The organism is Streptomyces sp. NBC_00376 (assembly GCF_036077095.1).
GTDB lineage: Bacteria > Actinomycetota > Actinomycetes > Streptomycetales > Streptomycetaceae > Streptomyces.
The window spans coordinates 7752054-7776705 of sequence record NZ_CP107960.1 but is presented as its reverse complement, the minus strand read 5'-3'; the positions used below and the strand labels follow the sequence as shown (position 1 = coordinate 7776705).

Genomic DNA, 24652 nt, shown 5'->3' with positions numbered 1-24652 from the left:
GGGGGCGGAGCACATGACGGATGAGTCGGCACAACGGTGGGACTCGACCCTCGATTCGGTCGTGGTGTACGCGCAGGGCGCGATCTGCCGGCGCCTGGCCCGGGGCAGCGTGTCGCCCGACGGCCGGGTGCGGGTGACGGGACTGCCCCGCTCGCTGGACCCGGGCTCGCTGCGGGCCGGTGTCCTCGGCTCCCCCGGGGTGCGCGTCACCGAGGCCCGGGTGGAGGTCGAGGCCGAGCCGGTCGGCTCGCGCACGCCCGACGAGTTGCGGCGCGAGGTCGAGCGGCTCAGTGACGAGCACGCTGCCGCGCAAGGACGCCGGGACCGGCAGCTGAGCCTGATCGAGGAGGTCAGGGCTCTCCACCCGGTCCCGCCTCCCCGCAGGCGGGACGATCCGCACCGCCGCACCCCGGTCGACGCCTGGCTGGAGCTCGCCGGCTTCGTGGACGAGCGGCTGGCGGGGCTGCACAAGCGGCTCGTCGAGCTGGAGGAGGCGCTGCGCACCGTCGAGCACGAGCTCGACGGCGCCGCCGACCGGCTCGCGCGGGCCTCCACCGACGCGCCGTCGGCGCACGTGGAGACCACGGTCTGCGCGGTGCTCACCCTCGCCGGCACCGACAGCGACACCGGTGACGCGGAGGTGGAGGTGGAGCTGGAGTACGGGGTGCCGGGCGCCGTCTGGGTACCGGCCTACCGCCTCGGTCACCGCCAGGGCGACGGCAGCGGCCGGCTGATGCTGCGCGCCTCGGTCGCCCAGCGGACCGGCGAGGACTGGACCGGTGTGCGCATCGCCCTGGCCACCGCCGATCTCCGGCGCCGCACCGACCTGCCCAGGCTCCGCTCGATGCGGATCGGACGCAGCCAGCCCGCCCCCGCGCCCTCCGGCTGGCGCGAGCCCCCGGCCGGGCTCGTCGACCTGTTCTCCGGGTACGACGCGGCCGGTCCCGGCCCGGCCCCGGCACCCGCGGCGTCGGTGGGTGGCTTCGCCCTCTCGGTCGCCGCGGCCGAGCCTGCTCTGCCACCGCCGCCTCCGCCGCCACCCGCACCGACCCCGGCCCAGGCCCCGCTGAGCTACGGCGCTCCGCCGGCCGCGTTCCCGCCGCCGAGCGGCGGGTACGGCGCTCCGCCGGCAGCCTTCGGCGGCGGGCCCTACGCGGGTGCCCCCGGCGCCGCCATGGCGCCCGCGGCACCCGGCGGCGCCGTGCCGCCGCCCCCGCCGACACCGGCAGCCGGTCCGCCTCAGCCGAGCGGCGCCGAACTCGACTACGCCGGCCTCGTCCTGTGCGGCCCCGAGGAGACGGGCGGTCGCAGGGGCCGGCTGTTTCCCGGCTCCCCCTTCGACCCGGTGGCGGCCGAGTACCGCCGCCGCGCCGAGGCGGTGGCCGCGCTGCCGCTGCCCGGTCAGGCCGTACGGCCCCGCGAGTCGGCGGGCTCCTTCGACCACCGCTTCGACGCCGCCGCCCGCGCCGACATCCCGTCGGACGGCACCTGGCACACCGTCACCGTCGGCGAGATCCCGGTCGGTCTGCGTACCGAGTACCTCTGTGTGCCGTCCGTGGAGCCGGCCGTGTACGCGACGCTGGTGCTCTCCAACTCCACCGACCAGGCGCTGCTGGCCGGCCCGGTGGAGATCACCGTCGACGACGACTACCTGCTGACCGCCGCACTGCCCACGCTCGCCCCCGGCGGGGTCCGCCGGGTGGGGCTCGGGCCGGCCGAGGGCATCCGGATCACCCGCCGTACCAACCTGCACGAGTCCACCGCGGGCCTGCGCAACAACACCACCGTGCTCGACCACCGCGTCCACGTGGAACTGTCCAACGGGCTCGCGAGGCCCGTCACGGTGGAGGTCCACGAACGGGTCCCGGTCTCCTCCGAGCCGGACGTCCGGATCGAGGAACGGGCCGACTGGACGGCACCCGAGGAAGGCACGGGGCCCGACCGGCACGCGCCGGGAACCCGCGTCTGGCGGCTCGACCTGCCCGCAGGCGCCACCGCCGCCCTCGACGGCGGTTACGAGATCCGCATCCCGACCGGCAAGGCCCTGGTCGGCGGCAACCGCAGGAGCTGACACACCATGTCCACGGCCCGGAAGCCGATCGCCCTCCCCGTCACCGCCGTCACCTGTCTCGAGGACCGCGCCCACGTCGAGCGCGCCGTCGTGCTCGACCTGGAGGCCGGGGTCCAGCGGCTGCATCTCGGACCGGTCAGCGCGCTGGCCGTCGACCGGACCCTCCATGCCGAGCTGACCGCCGAGCACCCCGCGACCGTCCTCGACGTACGGATCGTCCGCAGCTGGACACCTCGCGCACCGCTGCCGCCCACGGAGGACGACTCCGCCCTGCGCCACCGCGTACACGCCCTCGAAGAGGAGCGGCAGGCCCTGGAGCAGCGGCGCGACCGGCTGAAGACCCGGCTCGACCTGCTCGGCCGCCTCGCCGCCGATCTGCTGCGGGAGATCGGCGAGGGCGCCGGCTCCGGGGAGACCGAACGGGCCCGCTGGGCCCGGGAACTGGACCGGGTGGACGCCGAACGCGACGAACACGGCGAGCAACTCCGCTCCGCAGACGCCCGGTTGGCTGCCGTCAACAGCGAACTCGGGTCAGCCGAGCGGGCCATGCGGCTCGCCGAGGAGGAGCCGGCCGAGCTGGTCGGCCATGTCGAGCTGACCGTGGAGGCCGCGGCCGCCGGGCCGGCCGGGCTGCGGCTGAGCCACCTCACCCCGTGTGCGCTGTGGCGGCCCGCCTACCGGGCCGTGCTCGACGGGGACTCCCTGACGCTGGAGACCGATGCGATGGTCTGGCAGCGCACCGGCGAGGACTGGTCGGACGTACGGCTGACACTGTCGACGGCCCGCTCGGCGCTGGCCACCGATCCGCCACGGCTGGACGAGGACCGGCTGACCCTCAAGGACCGCTCCGCGGCGGAGCGCCGCACGGTCGACGTCGAGCTGCGCGAGGAGGAGATCGGGGTCCTCGGCCCGGCCCCGGTGCTCGGTCTGCCGGGGGTGGACGACGGCGGCGAGGCGCGGGTGCTGAGATCCCCCGCGCCGGTCTCGGTACCCGGTGACGGCCGCGCCCACCGGGTGCCGCTCTCCGCCTTCACCACGGCCGCGCGCAGCGAGTACGCCTGCTCACCGGAGTTGTCCCCACTGGTCACCCAGGTGGTGCGGTTCGACAACCTGTCCGGCCACGCGCTGCTCGCCGGGCCCGTGGACCTGGTGCGCGGCAGCGGCTTCGGCGGCCGCGGCACGCTGGACTTCACCGCCCCCGGCGCCCCCGCCGAGCTGGCCTTCGGCAGCTGCGACGACTACCGGGTGGTCCGGCGTGCCGAGGAGTCCCGGGAATCCACCGGGATCACCCAGCGGACCGTGGTCACCCGCACGGTCCGGCTGCACCTGTCCCGGTTCTCCGCCCCCGGGGAGCAGGACGAGCGGGTGGTCGTCCTTCGGGAGCGGGTCCCGGTCTCCGAGGTCTCGGCGGTGGAGATCCGGCTGCGGAAGGGTTCGTGCTCCCCGGCGCCCGACGCGGTTGACGCCGAGGGCATCGCCCGCTGGGACGTCCCGCTCCCGCCCGGCGGCCGCCGCACGGTCACCCTGGTCTACGAGGTGTCGGCGAGCGCCAGGGTCACCGGGCTCTGAGTCCGGTGGACGGCTGCTCGCGATGTCACGGAGTGGCCGGGGCGGAACATCCGTGGCCCTTCGCCGAGCGCTCGGCGAAGGCCCGCAGTGCCGCACGTTCGTAGGCGAGGTCCGCGTCGCTTCTGGGGTAATCGAGGCGCTCGCGCGCATCGGCCGACGGCTGCAGGGTGAACAGCGCCCGGCCGTCGGGGCACTTGGCCGATGTCCAGCTCATCCGGCCGCCGGGGTCGCGCTGATGCGCGGGCGTGTCGGCGTCCGGTGTGTCGGTGTTCGGTGTGTCCTCGTACGAATCCTCCGCGGCGAGGACCAACTGCTGTTGCGCATAGGGACCGAAGTCCGCTTCGAGTTCGTAGCGCGTCCTGTGGTCGGCGTCGGCAAGTAGGCACGTCTCGTGCGGGGCGCCCCCGCGGGCGGTCTCGGTGGCGATCGCCATGCCGTGTGCGGCGGGAATGCCGGAGCAGGTCCCGTCCGCCGTGCCGAGCGGCTCGTAATCGTCCTCGGATACCGGCAGGCCGAGGCTGCTGACGGGCTTCCCGAGCTCGGCTCCGCAGTGCCGGGCCTTCGAGACCCTGGACGCGGTGGAGGTGGCGATCCTGGTGAACCCCGGCCTTTCGGCCGGGTCGTCCAGTGACGCGTCGCCGGTTGTCGTGACGGATACGTACAAGCTCTTGGGACTGCGTGTCCCGGTGCACTTCAGGACCAGACTCGTGGTCACGTCCTCGTACTCGGCGGCACTGAAGAGATCCGCCTCTGCGTCGTCTCCCGGGTCGGCTCCGAAGAGCCCTGTCCACCCGTGGCCGACCGGCACGGCAAACGCCCGCGGAGCGCCCGTGAAGAGGGAGTCCGGGCGCTTCCCGGTCTGTGGGATGTCGAGGATGCGGATCTCGACGGTGCCGCCGTCGTGCACGTCCACCTCACACCCCACCAGGCCCGCGCCGCGTCTTTCGTTCTCGGCCTCGACGGCCCCCGCTCCGAGGACGCCGCGCAACACGTTCCGGTCGAGCAGGCCGTCGCAGGCTCCGTCGAGCGCCGACTCGTCGCTCCAGCGCTGGAAGTCGCCGTGCACCTGGAGATACCCGGCGACGACGACGGCCGCTGCGACCAGGGCCACGACCGCCCGCAGGACGTTCCGCCTCACCGCCATCCCTCCACCTCTCCCAGGATCCTGGATTCATGACACCCCTGCTGCCGGGGCCAGCCGTCGGGGTCGGCGAGATAGCTGTCCATCAGCTTGCGGGCGTCCTTGGAGTACTTGGCCCGCTCCGCCTCAGTGAGCGTGTACGCACTGAGGTCGTTTGTCTCCATGCGGACGGTGACCCGGTGGTACGTGCTGCCCGCGGCGCACTCCGACCCTGCCCACAGGGCGAGTTCGCGCAACCCCGAGTCCGGGATGTCCCTGGTCCGTTTCCCGTCGCGGAAGCCGAAGCTGTCACCGGAGCGTTCGTACTGGGCGTCGGCCGACTCCCTGAGCGGCCCGGACCAGCTCGCCGCCGAGACCTCGACGACCGCACCGTCGCGTGGTGTCGGATCGGTGTCCATCGGGTCCTCGCGGTCCAGGACGGTGGCGGTGCAGACGCTCACCAGCCGTGAGTCCTGCAGATCACCGCTCGCTGTCCACTTGCCGGGGAAACCCGCTCGCCTGCCGACCCCACGGCATTTCTTCACACCCAGACCCGGCTCGTCGATCCCCACGACCTTCATGTTGCCGCCGTCCGCGTCCTTGGTGACATGAGCCTCGTACGTGTCGAGGACCCGCGTGGGCGGCTTCAGCGGGGAGCCGCCGCACTTCTGCGCGGCGGTGATCCCGTTGGCGACCTGGACCGCGGTACGGAAGTCATAGAGATACCCGGCCGGCTTCCCCTTGCCGGGAACGGGCAGATCGACATCGGCCGCGACGTACATCCCCGATGCCTCGCGGGCCCGCCCCGCCAGCCCTCCGGGGCACTCGGCGACGACCCACGTCCGCCCGCGCTCGTCCACCCGGCCGGTGAGTCCGGGCGCCTCGTACCCGTCGTTGCCGACGCCGGGCAGGATTTCCTCGGCCCGCAACGTCATCGGCATCTCGGATATCAGCGCGACGGCCTGCACCCGCACCGATCCGTGCCCCGGCCAGGTGACGGAGCAGTTCACCAGGGAGTGGCTGTCCTCACCGGGATCGAGCACGGTGCCGTACTGACTCACCTCGCCCGCGACGCCGTCGGGCACGAGGCCCCGCAGCTCCTCGTACGGCAGCAGCCCGGCACAGGCACGCTTCAACTGCGCCCGGTTCGCCGCCATATGGCCACGCTCGTCCGACCGGCCGCCGCCGCCCGAGAAGAACACCACCCCGGTGACGAGCAGCACGAGCGGTAGCCCTACGAACAACGGCTTGCGCAGTCTTGACGGCACTCGGCCCACGGAGCCCCCTCCCCAGTACCACTGGCGGATTCAAGTCATCGCCGGTGGATCGAACAATGGAACCTATCAGAGCCCGTAGCCCCGACCGCTGGGGGCTTCCAGGGCTCTGGACGACGGCCGAGCACCGTCCTCCTCTGCTTGGTGCACACCAGTGGCCCGGTAGCCTCGCGACCGACACGAGGGGGAGTTGAGGCCCGTGCCGAGGCTGGCGCTGCACAGCGAGTTCCGCTACATCCACGAGCCGCTGCCCATCGACGACCCCGCCATACCGGTTCTGGGGCACGAGGATCTGGTGGCCGGCCTGCGCAGGCGGCTGACCTACTCGCACGGTGGCACGTTCCTGATCACGGGCTTCCGGGGCGTCGGGAAGTCCACGCTGGTGATGCGGGCGTTGGCGGAAGCCGCCGGGACACGACCGGCAGGGGATGTGCTGCTCCCCGTGCATCTCAACGTCGCGCGGCGGATGGAGGCCGACCAACGCCTGTTCGCGGTGGTCCGGCGGGTCTTCGAGAGCCTGGAGGACCACGGCCTGCTCGATCGGCTGCCCGACGTGCAGAACGCGTTGATCCTGGCCTACATGCGGACCTCGCTGTCCTTCAAGCAGACGCACTCGGAGGGAAGCGAACGGGGCGGGACGGTGGGGATGGCACCCCGGCAGAGCCTGGTGGCGTCGTTCCGCCGTGAGGCCCGTATCGGGATGAGGGTCCGGCGCCGTCACGTCGCGCGGACGGTGGACGTGGTGGAGGAACCGGAACTCGCCCTGGTGATGGAACTCGTCGAAGGACCGACCCTGGGGAACGTTCTCGGGGACGGAGGACCGCTGTCCGCGGACCGGACGGTCGGGATTGCCCGGCAACTCGGGGCGGCCCTGATGCATTTGGCCTCCCTGGGACTCTCGCGCATCGACCTGAAGCCGAGCAATGTGATCCTGCACCCGCAGCGCGGCGCGGTGGTCGTGGATCTGGGCGTGGCGCACGTGCTGGAGAGCGGTGAGGAACGCACGGCGATCACCATGGCGGGAATGGTGATCGGCGCACCGGGCTACATGTCGCCCGAGCAGGTGGTGGGCGATCGCCCGGACACCCGGTCCGACATCTTCACCCTCGGCCTGCTCCTCCGGGAGTGCCTGATGGGGCGTTCGCCGTACAACCAGACGTCGATGATGGCCCGGCTCATCGCGATGGCCCAGGCACGGGAGACGGGCTCGGCCTGACCACGCCCCCCGGCGCGGTCAGGCCCTCCTCCGGCCCGTTCGGGATCGAGAACTCCCGGGGGCTGCTTCCGCGGGCCTCAGTAGAGGTAGGCGAACGACTTCACCTGGGACGCGGTGAGGGCTCCGCTGAAGACACGGACGGTGTCCGCCCCACCGTGGAAGTACTCGCCCCAGCCGCCGTCAGCGGTGTGGCCGCGACCGATCTGGAGCGGGCCCGGGGCGTTCCAGGAGGCGTTGAACTCCGTGCCGGCCACGGCCTCACCGTTGACGTACAGGGTGATGTGCCCCTCGGAGTCGTCGTACACGACGACCACTTCGTCGGAGAACGAAGTGGGAGCGCCGGGTCCGGCGACAACTGTCTCAGCGGCGCCCGGTCCGCTGCCGTCGGTGACGATCAACTGCCACTGGGACGCGGCCGGGTCGTAGCGGACCTTGAAGGCGTCGCTGTCGGCGTCGCCCTGCGACAGCACGGTCATCGGCCGGTCGGGGGTGGTGTCCGCGAAACGGACCCGCAGGCCGGCGCTGAAGCTGTCGGCGGTGTCGACGACGGGGCCGCTGGTGGCGGCGTAGTCGTCCGTACCGTCCAGGAACAGGTGGTCGTTGCCGTCGAGGGCGTCCGCCGGAAAGTCGACGCAGTCGGGGTCTTCGAGGCAGCCCTCGATGTCGGGGGTGTAGAAGCCGGCGCCGCCGTGCAGGGTGAGCGGCTTGTCGCCGTCCCGGCCGGGGATCACACCGTCATCGGTCCGCTCGATGTCCCAGGCGGCGGCCAGTTCGGCGGGGCGGGACCCCAGTCGCTCGATCTCCTCGCGGGGCACGACCCGGTCCCAGACTCGGACGTCGCCGATCTCGCCCTTCCAGCGCGCACCGGAGTCGCCGCGGGCGCGGCCGATCTGGAAGGCGCCGGGGGCGGCCACCGGGGCGACGCCGGTCTCGGAGTCGACTTCCTTGCCGTTCACGTAGAGACGCAGCGTCTTGTCCTCGGTGTCGTACAGGCCGGTCAGGTGGGCCCATCCGCCGACCGAGGCGCTGCCGCCGGTGAGGGTGGTGGCGCCGTAGCGGAAGGCCCAGGTGGCGGAGGAGCCCGAGGCCGGGCGCAGGCCGAGGGTGAAGGCGGAGGTGTCGTCGGCGGCGTCCTGGCCGGCCACCGTCATCGCAGTGCCGGTGGCGGAGGGGCGGACCCAGGCGGAGAGGGCAAAGGTCTTGGTGGTGTCCGTCGCGGGGACGTCCGGGGTGAGGTAGCTGTTGCCCCGGCCGTCGAGGCTGACGGTGGAGGTGAGATCGGTGCGGGACGGAGCGGGGGCGCCGAAGCGGACACCGCTCCCGGCGCGGGCCGCGGGGCCGGCCTCGGCGGCGGCGTGGTCCGCTCCTGCCGGGTCGGCGAGCTTCCAGTGGGCGACGGGTGCGCGGCCCTCGGCTACGCGCATCCAGTAGGTCGTCTCGGAGCTGGACCGTCCGGCCCGGTCCACGGCGCGGACCTGCATGTAGTAGGGCCCGCCGGATTCCGGCATCCACCGGATGGTGGCCGGTCCGCCCGGCTCCTCGGGCCGGACCCGCTTCGGTACGGAGCCGAGAACGGTGTAGACGTACTCGAGGACGTCCTGGGACGGGGAGTCGAAAGTGAAGCTGCCGTAGACGCCGACGCCGTCGTGCCAGCCGCTCTCGTCGTCCGGGTACTGCTCCGAGGCAACCGTCGCGGGCTCGGGGCTGACCGTGTCGATGATGAACCGGCAGGTGATACCGGGGATTTCATCGCTCCAGGCGGAGGTCGCGGCCTCGTCGTCGACGGCCCGCACGTGCCAGGAGATGACGGTGTCGGCCGGGAGGTCGGTGGGGGTCCGCCACAGCTGAGTGATGGGCGAGTTCACGATGCCGGAGGTGTGGGTGCGGCGCTGCTGGGCTCCGTCGGCGTCGGTCCACCACGCCTCGAACTCGGCGCCGGCCCCGTTGGTCTCCCACTCCTCGTTGTCCTCCGTCGTGTCCTCGACGACGGCCCGGAGTTCGGGTGCGCGGGGTACGTAGACGGGCTCGTCGGAACAGGCCTTGGTGGAGTCGACGGTGAGGGTGTCGATGCTCGGCTGAAGCGGAGGAAGGTTTCCCCCGGCTGCCGTGGCGATGCCCGGGGTGGCAGCGAGCAGCACGGCTGCCAGTCCCGTGGCCGCGGCGGCGGTTCTGGCGCGCCGACCGGTATATGTCTTCATGCGGTTGGGTCCCCCCTGTTTCGGTTGTCCGGTCCTGCGCGGGACGGGTTCGCAGCGTTCGGCTCGCGCAGGGGGCTACGCGGAGACCAACAGCCGTCATGCTCGCCGTCGGTCTCGGGCTGCATGACTCTAGAGTGTCTTCGAACGCATTCAAAACGATTTCCGGAACTGCGCGGAATCGTGACGCCACCGAGCCGCAACAGGTCTGATCCCCGCCTCGTTACGCGTCGTTGTGCGCGTGGTTGTGCGCGTGGTTGTGCGCGTCGGGACCCGCGTCCCGGTGGAGCGACCCGCCGCCCGACCGACCGGGCGGCGAAGCTACCGCCCGCGGACAACGCCGCGCCGACCGAAGCAGCCACGACCGCCTTCACCCACAGCAACCACGTCCACGCCGGGGCCGTGGCCACGATCGTCACCCTTCTCACGGGCGCGACCTGGCTCATGCGCGCGAGGCTCGAACGCACCGAGCTCGCGCGGCACCCCGCAACGCCCCACTCGTGACGCCGGCTTCCGTATACCCGTGCCCCGACGAGAGGATTCGCCGGTGCTCATCGAGTTCTGCGACGGTCCGGTCAGTGGGTGATGGTGTTGCGGAGCTCGCCGCTTCCTCTGATGGCGACGGTGTGCTGGCTGCCGTCGTGGAGTCGGCCGGTACCGGTCCGCTGAAAGTCCCGCTGAGTTCCTGCAGATCGAAGTTGACTGTGCTCCTGCTTTCGGCAGCGTGAGCGGCTGCTGCTCGATGGGGGCGGGCGGCGGGAAGTCTGCCTCGCGGCTATGGAAGACCGAGTGCGGCGCAAGGCCGAACGCCTCGATGGACTGCACGTACTTGGAGATCCGGACCAGGCCGAGGTTGCGCCGGGCGGCCGGGTCGGTGATCCAGTGCGGGGTGCGCTCGTTCGCCTTGATCTCCATCACCGACATGTGCGGCGGGATGATGAACCGGTTCTCCGGAGTGGGAGTGCCGAAGAGAAAGTCCCGGTCCCGGCCGCGTATGCGCCGGTCGAAGGTGACCCGCAGCCCGGTGTCGGCGTCCCGGCCCGCCAGGGCCTCGCGCTGGTAGCCCGTGATCGCGGTGGGCTGCAGATTCAGCCGCACGACCAGTTCGAGAACCTCCTGGGTGAAGGCGCTCTCCTTCGCCGTGTGGTCGACCATCTCGCGGCCGTCGCACAGGCGTCGCGCCACCCCGTACGGCAGGGTGATCCGCCTCTTCTGCGTGACCCGGTCGACGCGCTGCTTGATCTCCACGCACACCGGCGACTCGTCGGTGACCCCGTCGAGATCCCCGTAGTGGCGGATCCGCAGCTTGCGGCGGAACTTCAGACCTTCGGTCTTCTCCCAGTAGAACCGCAGTTGAGGAGAGTCGTAGTACGAGCTCCACACACCGTATCCGCCCACCGGGCTGTTGAGATCGCGGCCCATCCGGGAGAAACCCGAGGCCGTCGCCGGCACCCTTCGCATACGGCACCCCTGCCGCCCTGGACTCGTCGGTCCCACACCGCCGGAGCCGAACCGGCCACTTGCCAGGACGCGCCGCCGATCGCTGCTGGATCTCGCTGATACTCGGACAAACATCACGCGGGCACGATCATCGTATCGAGTTGATGTCGGCAACTTTCCTTGGTCCGGAGGGCGAAGCGGCCATTAGTGTCCCTGTGGACCTGGACGGATTCCCGTTCACATACCCCTTTTCCCTCTTGTTGCCCCGCGGCGTCCGCATACGCACATCAACGCCCTCACCAAGGAGAACTTCGCCCGATGACCACTGACTAGAGCCCGGAAACACAACTGGAGCTGCCCCGGCAGTCCAGCCTGGGCACGGCGGCTGCCCGCAACCTCGCCACCACGACCAAATCCGCCCCGCAGATGCAGGAGATCACCTCTCGCTGGCTGCTGCGGATGCTCCCGTGGGTGGAGGCCCGGGGTGGGGCCTACCGGGTGAACCGTCGCCTGGCCTACACCGTCGGCGACGGGAGCGTGGACTTCGTCCAGAACGGCTCCGACGTCAGGGTGATCCCCCGTGAGCTCGGTGAACTGGCTCTGCTGCGCGGCTTCGACGACGTGGAGGTACTGACGGCCATCGCCGATCGGTGCGTGCAACGCGACTTCCGGGCCGGCGAGACGCTGGTCGAGCGCGGGACGCCCGCGGACAGGCTCCACCTGATCGCCCACGGCCGCATCAGGCAGTCCTCCGTGGGAAGTTACGGCGACGAGGTCACCCTGGACGTACTCGCCGACGGCGACCGGTTCGGAGAGAACGTCCTCCTGGACGGGGACGCCCGGTGGGAGCAGACCGCCACCGCCGAGACCTCGGGCACACTGCTCACGCTGTCACGCGCCGACTTCGCGGCCGTGCTGTCCACGGCGCCGAGCCTCCGGGAGCACCTCGAAGCATTCTCATCGCCCTCCCGCCGGCGGCAGAACCATCGCGGTGAGGCGGAGATCGCGATGTCGGCCGGCCACACCGGCGAGCACGAGTTGCCCGGCGCGTTCGTCGATTACGAACTCGATCCCCGCGAGTACGAACTCTCGGTCGCCCAGACCGTTCTGCGGATCCACACGAGGGTCGCCGACCTCTACAACGGGCCGATGAACCAGACCCAGGAGCAACTCAGGCTCACCGTCGAGGCGTTGCGCGAGCGCCAGGAGCACGAGCTGATCACCAACCGGGAGTTCGGCCTGCTTCACAACGCCGACTTCAAGCAGCGCATCCAGACGCACTCCGGCCCGCCGACCCCGGACGACATGGACGAACTGCTCTGTCGGCGCCGCGGTTCCAAGTTCTTCCTCGCGCACCCCCGGACGATCGCGGCGATCGGGCGTGAGTTCAACTCGCGTGGGATCTATCCGGACCACGTCGACCTCGGCGGCCAGCAGGTCCCGGCCTGGCGCGGGGTCCCGATCCTCCCGTGCAACAAGATCCCCGTCACACCGGAGAAGACCAGCTCGATCCTCGTCATGCGTACCGGCGAGGAGAACCAGGGCGTCATCGGTCTGCACCAGACCGGGCTGCCGGACGAGTACGAACCGGGGCTGTCGGTCCGCTTCATGGGCATCGACGAGAAGGCGATCATGTCCTACCTCGTCAGTACCTACTACTCCGCCGCGATCCTCGTGCCGGACGCGGTCGGCGTGCTGGAGAACGTGCAGATCGCCCGCTGGCCCAAGTAGCGGCCCTGGTCCGAAGGGCTGCGAGGACCACGGGGGCTCGCCCATCGGCCTCGGCGAACGCCTTCTGCTGGCGCACACCGCCCTGCCCCACCATCACCGACACCGTCGGCGGCTACGAACTGCCGGCGGACCTGAACGCCCGGCCCGCCGTGCAAAGGGTCATCGCCCTCGCGGGAAACGCGACGACCATCGTGAACGACCTCTACTCGTACACCAAGGAACTCGCTGCTCCCGGCCGGCACCTGAACCTGCCCGTCGTGATCGCCGAACGTGAGGGCCTCTCCGACCGGGACGCCTATCTGAAGTCGGTCGAGGTCCACAACGACCTCATGCACGACTTCGAGACCGAAGCCGCCGCCCTGGCCGCCGCCTGCCCCGCCCCGAATGTGCAGCGCTTCCTGCGGGGCGTGGCCGCGTGGGTCGACGGCAACCACTACTGGCACCAGTCCAACACCTATCGCTACAGCCTGCCCGACTTCTGGTAAGAGAATGGATTCATCGTGACCAACACCGAACTCACCGCCGCCCCCGCCTCCCTGCGCATCCCCCGCCCGGCGACGCCCTACCAGAGCGACATCGCCCGCTACTGGGACGGAGAGGCCAGGCCCGTGAACCTGCGTCTCGGCGATGTCGACGGCCTCTACCACCACCACTACGGCATCGGTGACGTCGACCGCTCCGCACTCGGCGACGCCGAGGACAGCGAGAGCGAGAAGAAACTGATCGCCGAACTCCACCGGCTGGAGTCGGCACAGGCGGAGTTCCTCCTGGGGCACCTCGGTGACATCGGGCGCGACGACACCCTGGTGGACGCCGGCTGTGGCCGCGGCGGCTCGATGGTGATGGCGCACCAGCGCTTCGGATGCAAGGTCGAAGGTGTCACGCTGTCGGCCAAGCAAGCCGACTTCGCCAACAACCGTGCCCGTGAACTCCGCCTCCAGGACCACGTCCGTGCCCGCGTCTGCAACATGCTCGCCATGCCCTTCGAGACCGGGTCGGCCGCGGCTTCCTGGAACAACGAGTCGAGCATGTACGTCGATCTGCACGACCTCTTCGCCGAGCATTCCCGCGTCCTCGCGGTCGGCGGCCGCTACGTGACCATCACCGGCTGCTGGAACCCGCGGTACGGCCAGCCCTCGAAGTGGGTCTCGCAGATCAACGCGCACTTCGAGTGCAACATCCACTCGCGCCGGGAGTACCTGCGCGCCATGGCCGACAATCGCCTCGTGCCACAGGCCGTCGTCGACCTCACCCCCGACACCCTGCCCTACTGGGAGCTGAGGGCCACGTCTTCGCTGGTCACGGGAATCGAGGACGCGTTCATCAACTCCTACAGGGACGGGTCCTTCCAGTACCTGCTCATCGCGGCCGACCGCGTCTGACCTCCTGCTGACCGGGAGGGCCCGCCCCGACGGAACGGGCCCTCCCCCGCAACCCCGCCGGGGTCAGCCCGACTTCGGCGGCTTCTGCGTGTCGAAGGCGAAGAGGGTGTTCTTGGCCGCGGCCACGACCACCGCACGCCCCGCGACGGTCACGCGCGGGCTTGCGCCCTGCTCACCCGTCAGACCATCGGCCTGCGGATCGGTTGTCCACAGCGGTTCGCCATCGGACGGTGACAGCGCGACCACCCGGCCGGTGGCCGAGCTGAAATACAGCGCGCCGTCTCCCGCCACGGGACCCGACGCCCCCTCCACGCCCGTCTGCCGGGACCACTTCTTCCGGCCGGTCGCGGGGTCGAGCGCCGTGATGAGACCGGTCTGGCCGCTCACGTAGAGGGTGCCGTCCGCCATGCCGGGCGTCCCCGCGTACGTCTCTGCCAGCCGGGAGTACGTGACCTTCCGCGAGGCCGGGTCGACCTGCGCCACCCTGTCGTAGCCGGCCAGTTCCCATCCCTCCATGTGCTCCTGAAGGAGTACGAGCCTGCCGTTGGCGACGCCCATCGGCACGGCGGGACCGTTGACCGCGATGGGCCTGCCCAGTGTCCCCGAGGCGCGGTCGACCGTGTACAGGGTGGAGTGGCGCACCGCCAGGCCATCCACCTCCGCGTCCGTCGCGCACATCGCGAGGAGCTGCGCGCCCACCGGGACGGGAGCGCACTGTGTGCCCGCGGGGAACGGCGTCCGCCAGGTGACCGTACCGCTGTGCGCGTCCCGGGCCTCGAAGCGGGAGTTGGAGGCATCGACCGTCACAACGGCGGAGCCGACCACAAGGGCGTCCTGGGTCCGGCCCGTGACGGCCTGCGACTGGGCGCCGGACGGCACGGACCACAGCTCCCGGCCACTGTCCGCATCGATGGCCACCACCTCGTCGAGAGGGCCTTGCGGGTCGCCCTGGGCGGCGAAGCGGTAACCGAGCACCGTGTCATCGGTGGCGCCCACCAGGTGCATGCCCTGGACGGGGACGCCCGGACTCTTCGCCGTCCACACCCGCGAGCCGTCCGAGGCCCTGATACGGGTCGCGACCACGCCTCCGCCCCCGCAGAACAGCGCGTCGCCGCGCGCGACGCAACGCAGTTCGTCGGGAGTGTCCTCGCTACCGCCCCGCACAGTCGTGCGCCACGGCGCGAAGCCGTCCGGAAGCGAGGCACCCGGCGTCGCAACGCTGTTGCCCGTGTCGCCGCCGTTCCCCCCGAAGCCGCCCGCCTGCAAGGCGGCGACTCCCCCTCCGATCGCCGTCACCGCGACCGCGGCCGCGAGCACGGGACGCCATCGGCGCCGGAGACGGCGGCCGATGGTGCTGGTGCTCCCCGTGCCGGGACCGGCCGGGGCGGCGGTCGGTGCCGGGGTGGCCGGCGTCGCGAAGTGATGCTGGGTGATCATGTCGCGGGTACGGCCCGTGCCGCTCCCTTGCGCATCGGTCCCGCCGAGGTCGGACGGCAGGTCCCGCAGGAGCACCAGGAGTTCGTCCGCCGAGGGGCGCCCCTCGGGCTCCTTGGCCAGGCACGACTCGACGACCACGCGCAAGGCCGCCGGCACGGCGTCCAGCGACGGTTCCTCGTGCACCACCTGGTACGCCGTCATGTACGGGCTGTCCGCGTCGAAGGGCCCGCGGCCCGTCGCCGCGTACACCAGCAGCGTCCCCAGCGAGAAGACGTCGGACCGCGGCCCCACGTCACGCGGCGCCTGCAGCTGCTCCGGCGACATGAAGGGCGGCGTACCGATGACCCGCCCTGTCATCGTCAGCGTCTGCTGGTCCGCGGCGCGCGAAATACCGAAGTCGATGACGCGCGGGCCCTCGGGGGAGAGCACGACGTTCGAAGGCTTCAGATCACGGTGGACGACCCCCACCCGGTGGATGTCGCGCAGCGCCTCCGCCAGCCCGATGCCGAGCCTCCGCAGCTCCACTCCGTTCAGCGGGCCATCCGCCGCGATGCGCTGGGCGAGCGTGGGCCCCTCGATGTAGGTCGTCGCCATCCACGGCTGCTCGGCCTCAGGGGCGGCGTCGACCACGGCGGCGGTGAACGCGCCGCTCACCCGTCTCGCCGCAGCCACCTCCTGCCGGAAACGGATGCGGAACTCGTCGTCCCCCGCGAACTGCTGGTGGATCAGTTTGATCGCGACAGGCCGGCCCGAGCTCGTACGGGCCAGAAAGACCGTGCCCATGCCACCCGAGCCGAGGCGCGCCTCAAGCGGATAACCGCCGATCTCGGCTGGGTCACCTCCGCGCAGCGACACTCTTCCCGACCTCCCGTCCCCCCGTGCGGCTCTGCCGCGACGGGCCTGCGTATCCGTGCTGCACACAAACTAGCCGCAGGGCAGTACCGCAGGGCAAAGCGGGTGACGTACAAGGAGCCCGGGGCCGCTCCCGTGTCGTGGGACACCGCGCGGTGCGGACCGTCTCCGCACCAAATTGTTCAGAACTATCGAAATTTAGGCAAATTACCCGAGCGCCCGGTTCGGGCCAGCTTTTGACGCCGCCCTGACCAACACCGTCAAGAACTCGGGAAAAGACCGGCACGTGGCGCCAAGAACGCGCAAGCACCCGACCCGACCGGCCGAGAACGGACACACGCTGGGCGAACCCTTGCACGGAGGAGCTCTCACCCCATGTACGTTCTCAGCTCAGAATCCAGTGCGGCACCGAGCGCCGAGGTGCCCCCTGGCGACGGGGCCCGTCACAGGCTCACGGCCGTTACGGGGCTGGCCGCCCTGTCGCTCGACGCGATGGCGTCGGTGGCGTACGGGCCTGAGGCCATCGTCCTTGTGCTGGCAGCCGCGGGTGGTTACGGGCTCGGCTTCACACTCCCCGTCACCGTGGCGATCGCCCTGCTGCTGGCGGTGCTCGTCGCCTCGTACCGGCAGGTCATCGCAGCGTTTCCGGACGGCGGAGGCAGTTACGCGGTCGCAAGGACACATCTGGGCCGCCGCACCAGCCTGGTCGCCGCCGCGTCCCTGGTTCTGGACTACGTCCTGAACGTGGCCGTCGCCGTGACCGCGGGGGTGGCAGCGCTGACCTCCGCGTTCCCGGAGCTGTACGGCGATCGCCTGTGGCTGTGCCTCGCCGTACTGATCCTGATCACCGCCGTGAATCTGCGCGGGATCGTGGACTCGGCGCGTGCGTTCATCGTGCCGACCGCGGTGTTCGTCGGAGCGATCTTCGTGCTCATCGTGGTCGGCCTGTTCCGCGACGCCCCGGTGAGTACGGAAGCGGCCGCCGGTCACGCGTCCGTACTCGGCGCCAACGCCACCGCGGTCGGTGCGCTGCTCCTCCTCAAGGCCTTCGCCGCGGGCTGTTCGGCGCTCACCGGTGTCGAGGCCATCGCCAACGCCGTGCCGTCGTTCCGTGCCCCGGCCGCCCGCCGCGCACAGCGCGCCGAGGTGGCACTCGGCGCACTGCTCGGCGCGATGCTGATCGGTCTGTCCGTGCTGATCTCCCGGTTCGGGTTGCAGCCGGTCGAAGGCGTGACCGTACTGGCGCAGCTCGCCGACGCGTCCTTCGGGCACAATCTCGCCTTCTACGTCGTGCAGTCCGCCACGATGGTGCTGCTGGCCCTGTCCGCGAACACGTCGTTCGGCGGCCTGCCTGTGCTGCTGAAGCTGCTGGCCCGCGACAACTACCTGCCCCATGTCTTCGGGCTCAAGGCCGACCGGCAGGTCCACCGCCACGGGGTCCTCACGCTCGCGGCCGTATCCGCCACGCTCCTGGTCTTCTCCGGTGGCGATACCAACACCCTCGTCCCGCTGTTCGCGATCGGTGTGTTCGTCGGTTTCACCATCGCCCAGACCGGCATGGTCATCCACTGGCGCACGGTCCGCGGAAGCAGGTGGGCGGGCAAGGCTGTGCTGAACGGTCTGGGCGCTCTCCTGACAGGCGTCAGCGCCGTCGTTGTCACGGCCACCAAGTTCCACGACGGCGCCTGGCTGATCGTCGTCACGCTGCCCCTGCTGGTCGCCGGCTTCGAGTCCGTCCACCGCGCCTACACCAGGATCGGTGAACGGCTGGGCGTCGGCCGCGTTCCGGAGCCCCCGCACCGCGACCGCTCGCTGATCGTGGTTCCGGTCTCGTCCCTCACCCGGCTCACCAGCGAGGCCCTCACCGCGGCGGTGTCCCTCGGTGACGAGGTCCATGCGGTGACGGTCTGTCACCCGGACCCCGAGGACCGGGAGCAGACCGAGGCGCTGGAGCGGGACTGGGCACTGTGGAATCCGGGGGTCCCCCTGGTCCGGATCGCCTCCGACCGCCGCACGGTCGGCCGCCCGGTCGCCGCGTATGTACGGAAGGTTGCGTCCACCGATCCGGGCCTGCGGATCACCGTGCTCATCCCCGAGGTCGAGCCGGCCCGCCTGTGGCAGCGGCTGCTGCAGAACCAGCGTGGTGCGGTCGTCGCCCACGCTGTCCGGCACGAGACGAACGCGGTCATCTGCCGCCTGCGGTTCCGGCTCCTGGACGACTCGGCCGAGCCGCCCACAGACCTCAGCCTGCGGTAGTCGCCGCGCCCGGGCTCGGCTCCGTCGGGGACCCCGGAGCCGTCGAAGTCAGCCGCTGACGGCCCGCCAGGACCTCCTCCACCGGGGCGTTCGCACACTGCGGAGGTCGAACGCGGTGTGCGGGCGGGGACACGTCTTCGCCCGGTACGGGAAGCCCTCGGTCGCGGATCATTCCGTGCGTACGCTGAGGCAGCCGTCTCGCCGATGGCCTGCACCGTTCGCTTCGCCGCACGTCAGGAGCACAACGATGGCCACCCCTTCCCATGAGCCTCCGGGTCGCCTGCGCGCATGGATGCTGGAGGGCCTGTCCGACATCGCCGGACACCAGCAGGGGCCGCACGCCAAGCCCGAGCCCGCGGGCAAGGGGCAGCGGTGGTGGCGGGTGATGTGCCTGACCGGCGTCGACTACTTCTCCACGCTGGGCTATCAGCCGGGCATCGCCGCCCTCGCGGCCGGACTGCTGTCCCCCGTGGCCACCATCGTGCTCGTGATCGTCACGCTGGCGGGGGCACTGCCGGTCTACCGACGGGTGGCCCAGGAGAGCCCGCACGGCGAGGGCTCGATCGCGATGCTGGAGCGGCTGCTCTCGTTCTGGAAGGGCAAGCTCTTCGTCCTGACACTGCTCGGCTTCGCTGCCGCCGACTTCCTGATCACCATCACGCTGTCGGCCGCGGACGCCTCCACCCACCTGGTGGAGAACCCGCACCTGAACGATGCGCTGCACAACAAGCAGATGCTGATCACACTGTTGCTGATCGCGCTGCTCGGAGCGGTGTTCCTCAAGGGCTTCCTGGAGGCCATCGGCGTCGCCGTCGTCCTGGTCGGGATCTATCTGACCCTGAATGTCGTCGTCGTGGTGTCGGGTCTGTGGCACGTCGCCACGGCCACGCACGTGGTCACCGACTGGACGAGCGCCCTGACCACCGAGCACGGCAACGTCCTCGCCATGGTGGGCATCGCCTTGCTGGTCTTCCCGAAGCTGGCCCTCGGCCTGTCCGGCTTCGAGACCGGAGTCGCGGTCATGCCTCATGTCTCGGGCGACCCCGACGACACCGAGGAGAAGCCCACCGGCCGTATCCGCGACACGAAGAAGCTGCTGACCACCGCTGCGGTGATCATGAGCGTGTTCCTGATCGCCACCAGTTTCATCACCACCGTGCTCATCCCGGCCAAGGAGTTCGAGTCGGGCGGCCGGGCGAACGGCCGCGCACTCGCGTATCTGGCGCACGAGTACCTCGGAAACACCTTCGGCACCGTCTACGACGTCTCCACGATCGCCATCCTGTGGTTCGCCGGCGCCTCCGCCATGGCCGGCCTGCTCAACCTGATGCCCCGCTACCTGCCCCGGTACGGCATGGCGCCGCAGTGGGCGCGCGCCGTGCGCCCGATGGTGATCGTGTTCATCCTGGTGGCGTTCCTGGTCACCTGGATCTTCGATGCCTCTGTCGACGCCCAGGGCGGCGCCTACGCCACCGGCGTCCTCGTCCTGATCAGCTCAGCCGCCATCGCCGTCACGATCGCCGCGCGCAAGGCCGGCCAGCACAACTGGACCATCGCCTTCGCCGTCATCTCGGCGATCTTCCTCTACACCACCGTGGCGAATGTGATCGAGCGCCCCGACGGGGTGAAGATCGGTGCCTGCTTCATCGCCGGGATCATCCTCGTCTCGCTGCTCTCACGGCTCGCGCGCGCCTTCGAACTGCGGGTCACCAGCGTGACCATGGACGGCGTGGCGGAGCGTTTCGTGCGGGACGCCGCCAGCCGCAGGATCCGGTTCATCGCCAATGAGCCCGACAACCGCGACGTCGCCGAGTACCGCGACAAGATCGAACAGATCCGTCACGACAACGACGTCCCCGTCCAGGAGGACTTCGTCTTCGTCGAGGTCACCGTCCTCGACCCCTCGGAGTTCGAATCGGGCCTGAACGTACGCGGCGAAGTCCTGCACGGCCGCTACCGCGTTCTGACCCTGGAGAGCTCCTCCGTCCCCAACGCCCTGGCCGCCCTGCTCCTGCACGTCCGCGATCTCACCGGCCACAACCCTCACATCTACTTCGAGTGGACCGAAGGCAACCCCTTCACCAACTTCCTGCGGTTCTTCCTCTTCGGCCAGGGCGAGGTCGCCCCCGTCACCCGCGAGGTCCTCCGCGAGGCCGAACCCGACCGGGCCCGCCGCCCCCGCGTCCACGTCGGGTGAACCGGCGGCACGCGGTCCGGGGCAGCGTGGTGTCACGGTCGCTCAGCGCGTCGTACCGGCCCTCGGCTCGGGAAGTGGGCCCAGCTCACCCGCCGCCCGGACCCACCCGTGCGTCATCGCCCAGCCACCATCGCCCTGAGCAGGGCGACATCCACGTCCGACAGTGTGCGCACGACCGTCCTGCCCGGTGCCACGGGAATGTCGGTCAGCGAGGGCACCGCCAGGACCGCGCAGTCGGCCGCCTCCGCGGAAGCAACGCCGGTCGGGGAGTCCTCGACCGCGACGCAGCGGGCCGGAGCGGCACCGAGAGTGGTCAGGGCCGCCCGGTAGGGGTCGGGAGACGGCTTGGTGCGGGGGGTCTCCCCCGCGGCGACGGAAGTGACGAACCAATTCCGCCCGATGACGTCGAGGACGGTGTTCACGACCGGCCTCGGCGAGGCCGAGACCAGCGCCATCGGCACCCCTGCGGCGTGGACCGCTGCGACGAGTTCGACAGCCCCGGGCATGGGGACGACCTGTCGGCGTACGAGTTCCGTGAAGCGCTGTTCGAGGGCGTCGCCGAGCTGCGCCGACCGGACGTGGCCGACTGCGCGGGCGGCCAGGTGCTCTGCGCAGTCCTCGATCGCCCGGCCGAGAACGAACGGGAGGTCCGCGTCCGTGAGGACGAGTCCCAGACCGAGGGCCTCCTCCTCGACCGCCTGTCGCCAGAGCCGCTCGGTGTCGACGATGGTGCCGTCCATGTCGAAAAGGACTGCTTGGAGTTCGGTGGGCACGGGGTCTCCTGCTGATCTGGTCGGGGTCGGGGGTGCGGGAACGTACAGGCTGTCCGGGCCCCCGGGACCAGGAGCGGCCCAGGGGAGGACCGTCGATCCGGGCCAGTCCCTTCGTCCGGCCGTCGAGGTGAAGGAACGTGCAGGCGGCGCCTGTGCCGGACAGAGGGGGCCTCGGCCTCACGGAGGGCGCGCAGATGGTACGGGCGGGGCCGGCCGCCCGGAGTCGGGCGGCCGGAATCGCTCGGAGGCCGGTCGTGATGGGCCTGAAGTCGATGGGACGGGTCAGGCGAGCGGGCGGCACAGCAGGGCGTCGGGGACGCCGCCGTGGTTCCACTTCCAGGTGTAGGCGACGCCGGCGAGGTACTCGTTGTCGCGGCACTGGCCCTTGTAGTGGCCCGGTGCCCAGTCGCTGGCGGTCGAGCCTCCGGTGGCGGGCCGGTTGTCGCCGCCGTCGAACCAGAGGGCGCGGCCGGTGGTGGGAAGGGCGGCGGTCGCGGGTGCGCACAGGAGGGCCGCCATGGCGTTGCCGCTCACGCTGTAGCCGACGGCGAAGGTGTTGCCGGGGCACTGGAGCTTGTTGTAGCCGCTCGCCCAGTCGCCGCCGGTGACGTAACGCTCGTCGGTGACGACGGTCCAGGGGCCGCTCGCCTTCGCCGGCTGCCCGGCGTCGGTGCACAGTCCTCGGCTGCTGCTCCGGGCGATGCCGGTCACGCGCTGACTGTCCGGGCAGTTGGCCTTGCGGTTGCCCGGCGACCAGTCCGGCTTGGCGAGCATGGTGGCGGAGACGTTGTAGTCGGCGTGGTCCAGGTCCAGCATGTTCCAGCGCGGGGTCGGGGCGATCCGGCCGGCGCGGCCGGGGGCGTTGACGAGCTTGTTCCAGTCGGTGGCGCGCCAGTCGCCCGCGTCCATGACGCCGAGCCGGGCGCCGTTGGCGCTGTAGTTGACCATGGCCCAGTTGTCCTGCGGTGTGCCGTTCGCATCGGTCCAGCCGACGAGGGGCCAGATGGCGAAGTCGGTGTCGTTCTTCACCATGATGTCGGTGAAGTTGGTGAACCAGGCGCGTTCCTTGGCGTCGGTCTCCCCACGGCCGGCGGCGCCGAACTCGCTGATCCACACGGGTGCGGTGAAGTGCTGTCCGGACCGGGTGACGAACAGGGCCTGGTCGTCGACGACCTGGGCGAGCTGTGCGGGGGTGAACTCCTCGTAGCGCGGGTCGTGTGTCTCGCCCGTGCCGGTGGCGCCGGTGTGGTTCGGGCCCGTGTAGCCGTAGAAGTGGGCTGCGTAGACGAGTTTGTCGGAGCGGATCAAGGTGTTGGACAGGGTGGCGACCGGGGTGAGCGTCGGGCGGCCGTGGGGGGTCAGATCGGTTGGTATGCCCTGCCAGTTGATGCCCTCCATGATGACGAGCATCTCCGGGTTGGCCTGCAGGATCTTGTTACCGGCCTCCTCCAGTGCCTTGTTGAGGTCGTGGTCGTCGCCCCAGCCCCAGTTGGGATCGTCCCAGGTGTCGCGGCGGACCTCGTTGCGCAGGTCGGCTCCGACGACCCGCTTGTCGGCCTGGTAGCGCTTGGCCAGGAACACCCAGTCGTCGATCCACTGCTGGGTCGACTGGCCACTGTTCCAGCGCTCGTTGCCGTCCAGGCCGCAGCAGAAGCGGTAGCTGGTGGTGTGGTTGTTGAGGATGACGGCGAAGCCGTCCGTGGTCAGGGCCCCGACGACGGCGTCGAGCACCTGCAGCGGGGTCTTGCCCTTGAGCTGCGGGTTGGCGGCGACGGCCGAGTCCGGGACGACGCTCGTGTCGTGGATCACGGCATTGGCGAAAGGCAGCCGGATGCTGTTGAGGCCCAGGGCGTGGAAGTCGGCCAGGATCTGGGCCATCGGCTTCCGGTCCAGGCCGAGCGGAATGTTGTTCGACATCTGCCTCGCCTGGTGGTTGGCGACGTCCTTTACGTCGCCGCTGCCCTGCCAGGTGCCCTGTGCGCCTGCCCAGTTTCCTGACTTGAGCTTGAACCGGTCGCCGTCGGCGTCGACGACGTACCGGTCCCGGGTCGACAGCGGGGCGGTCCATGAGGCGGCGAGTTGCGCGCCGGTGAGGGCCGGGGGCGGCGCCGTCCGCGTGTCCGCCGCGGCGGCGTGGGGGGTGAGGGTGGCGAGGACGAGCGCGGACGAGGTGACGAGGCCTGCGGTCGCGCGTCGGAGCAAGGTGAAGCGGGGTGTCACGGGGGCTCCTTACGGGTGGGGGTGCGTGCGTCTGCCTTGTGCGTGGTACAGGGAGGTGCGGTGTGGGGTCAGCCCTTGAGGCCGCTGGTGGCGATACCTTCGACGATGTACCGCTGGGCGACGAGGAACATGACGACCAGGGGCGTGATGGTGACGACGGCACCGGCGAAGAGGCCGGGCAGATTGATGGTCTGCGAAGTGAGGAAGGTGGACAGCGCGATCTGCGCGGTCCAGGCGGACGGATCCTGTCCGATGACCAGCGGCCACAGGAAGGAGTTCCAGCTGTCGATGAAGGACAGCGCACCGAGCGAGGCCAGCATGGCTCCTGAGCTCGGCAGGGCGACCCGGCGGTACAGGCCGAGCCAGCCGAGGCCGTCGAGCCGGCCGGCCTCCTCGATCTCGCTGGGGAACTGGAGGTAGAAGTTGCGGAAGAGCAGGACCGCGAACGGGTTGAAGAGACCGGGCACGATGAGGCCCCACAGGGTGTTGACACCCCCCATGGAGCCGACGACGACGAACGTCGGCACGAAGGTGACCGAGCCGGGGATCATCAGCGTGGCCACGATCAGGGCGAGCACCACGCCGCGTCCGGGGACGGGGATCCGGGCCAGGGCGTAGCCCGCGGCGGAGGCGAGAAGGGTGGAGACGGGCGCGGTGACGGCCGCGATGAGCAGGGAGTTGCCGAGGGCCCGGCCCATGGAGACGGTGGGGTCGCTGAAGAGGGCGGTGAAGTTCTCGAAGTGCATCGTCGAGGGCCACCACGTCCACTCCGGCGACGTCAGGCTCTGCGAGTCCATGAGCGCGTTGCGGAGCATGAGGTAGAAGGGCGCGAGGAAGGCCGTGGTGAGGAGGCCGACGAACAGAGCGCGTACGAGGAGGCGCGCGGATCGGGACAGTCCGGGGAGGGTGATCATGCGCG

The 24652-nt window shown here is 70.7% G+C and carries 14 protein-coding genes and 2 pseudogenes; 8 read left to right on the top strand and 8 right to left on the bottom strand.

Translation table 11 applies throughout. The annotated features are described in order from the left end of the window. Positions 1 to 13 precede the first annotated feature (13 nt). Both OG842_RS34890 and OG842_RS34885 read left to right on the top strand, forming a co-directional pair. Positions 14 to 2071 carry a DUF4139 domain-containing protein gene (locus OG842_RS34890; RefSeq protein WP_266735149.1) on the top strand — a complete coding sequence of 686 codons (2058 nt, stop codon included), beginning with the start codon at positions 14 to 16 and terminating at the stop codon, positions 2069 to 2071. 6 nt (positions 2072 to 2077) lie between these two features. After that, positions 2078 to 3640 (top strand): mucoidy inhibitor MuiA family protein, encoded by a 1563-nt coding sequence (locus OG842_RS34885; protein WP_266735151.1) that lies wholly within the window; start codon positions 2078 to 2080, stop codon positions 3638 to 3640. Positions 3641 to 3665: 25 nt separating this feature from the next. Here OG842_RS34885 and OG842_RS34880 read toward each other — a convergent pair whose 3' ends face one another. Both OG842_RS34880 and OG842_RS34875 read right to left on the bottom strand, forming a co-directional pair. Beyond that, positions 3666 to 4784: a hypothetical protein gene (locus OG842_RS34880; protein WP_266735153.1), complete on the bottom strand. Its 1119-nt coding sequence runs from the start codon at positions 4782 to 4784 to the stop codon at positions 3666 to 3668. Continuing rightward, positions 4775 to 6028, bottom strand: a complete 1254-nt coding sequence (locus tag OG842_RS34875) for a hypothetical protein (RefSeq protein ID WP_266735155.1) — start codon at positions 6026 to 6028, stop codon at positions 4775 to 4777. Before OG842_RS34875 ends, OG842_RS34880 begins: the two co-directional genes overlap by 10 nt. A gap of 205 nt (positions 6029 to 6233) precedes the next feature. Here OG842_RS34875 and OG842_RS34870 point away from each other — a divergent pair, with 205 nt between their 5' ends. Then, on the top strand, positions 6234 to 7250 hold the full coding sequence (locus OG842_RS34870) for a serine/threonine-protein kinase (RefSeq protein ID WP_266735157.1): 1017 nt from the start codon (positions 6234 to 6236) through the stop codon (positions 7248 to 7250). A gap of 77 nt (positions 7251 to 7327) precedes the next feature. Here OG842_RS34870 and OG842_RS34865 read toward each other — a convergent pair whose 3' ends face one another. Beyond that, positions 7328 to 9448: a LamG domain-containing protein gene (locus tag OG842_RS34865; RefSeq protein ID WP_266735159.1), complete on the bottom strand. Its 2121-nt coding sequence runs from the start codon at positions 9446 to 9448 to the stop codon at positions 7328 to 7330. Between the two features lie 699 nt (positions 9449 to 10147). Continuing rightward, positions 10148 to 10870, bottom strand: a pseudogene (locus OG842_RS34860) (VTC domain-containing protein); the annotation flags it as partial. Between the two features lie 369 nt (positions 10871 to 11239). On the opposite strand from OG842_RS34860, the gene OG842_RS34855 reads away from it, so the two are divergent. From OG842_RS34855 to OG842_RS34845, 3 genes and pseudogenes are all read left to right on the top strand, one after another. Further along, a complete protein-coding gene (locus OG842_RS34855) occupies positions 11240 to 12616 on the top strand; it encodes a family 2B encapsulin nanocompartment shell protein (protein WP_443064076.1) in 1377 nt (458 codons plus the stop codon). An 80-nt stretch (positions 12617 to 12696) separates the two neighbouring features. Continuing rightward, positions 12697 to 13101 (top strand): annotated as a pseudogene (tcp, locus tag OG842_RS34850) (2-methylisoborneol synthase); the annotation flags it as partial. Between the two features lie 15 nt (positions 13102 to 13116). Beyond that, on the top strand, positions 13117 to 13998 hold the full coding sequence (locus OG842_RS34845; protein ID WP_266735161.1) for a geranyl diphosphate 2-C-methyltransferase: 882 nt from the start codon (positions 13117 to 13119) through the stop codon (positions 13996 to 13998). A gap of 63 nt (positions 13999 to 14061) precedes the next feature. On the opposite strand, the gene OG842_RS34840 is transcribed toward OG842_RS34845, so the two are convergent. After that, positions 14062 to 16290 carry a serine/threonine-protein kinase gene (locus OG842_RS34840; protein ID WP_266735162.1) on the bottom strand — a complete coding sequence of 743 codons (2229 nt, stop codon included), beginning with the start codon at positions 16288 to 16290 and terminating at the stop codon, positions 14062 to 14064. A 372-nt stretch (positions 16291 to 16662) separates the two neighbouring features. Here OG842_RS34840 and OG842_RS34835 point away from each other — a divergent pair, with 372 nt between their 5' ends. Both OG842_RS34835 and OG842_RS34830 read left to right on the top strand, forming a co-directional pair. Beyond that, positions 16663 to 18543 (top strand): APC family permease, encoded by a 1881-nt coding sequence (locus OG842_RS34835; RefSeq protein WP_266735164.1) that lies wholly within the window; start codon positions 16663 to 16665, stop codon positions 18541 to 18543. Positions 18544 to 18790: 247 nt separating this feature from the next. Further along, positions 18791 to 20740 (top strand): amino acid transporter, encoded by a 1950-nt coding sequence (locus OG842_RS34830; protein ID WP_328512596.1) that lies wholly within the window; start codon positions 18791 to 18793, stop codon positions 20738 to 20740. Positions 20741 to 20853: 113 nt separating this feature from the next. On the opposite strand, the gene OG842_RS34825 is transcribed toward OG842_RS34830, so the two are convergent. The 3 genes from OG842_RS34825 to OG842_RS34815 form a co-directional block, all read right to left on the bottom strand. Continuing rightward, positions 20854 to 21513: an HAD family hydrolase gene (locus OG842_RS34825; protein ID WP_266735166.1), complete on the bottom strand. Its 660-nt coding sequence runs from the start codon at positions 21511 to 21513 to the stop codon at positions 20854 to 20856. A gap of 282 nt (positions 21514 to 21795) precedes the next feature. Continuing rightward, positions 21796 to 23733 carry a glycoside hydrolase family 5 protein gene (locus OG842_RS34820; RefSeq protein WP_266735167.1) on the bottom strand — a complete coding sequence of 646 codons (1938 nt, stop codon included), beginning with the start codon at positions 23731 to 23733 and terminating at the stop codon, positions 21796 to 21798. Between the two features lie 68 nt (positions 23734 to 23801). After that, a complete protein-coding gene (locus tag OG842_RS34815) occupies positions 23802 to 24647 on the bottom strand; it encodes a carbohydrate ABC transporter permease (protein WP_266735168.1) in 846 nt (281 codons plus the stop codon). Positions 24648 to 24652 lie beyond the last annotated feature (5 nt).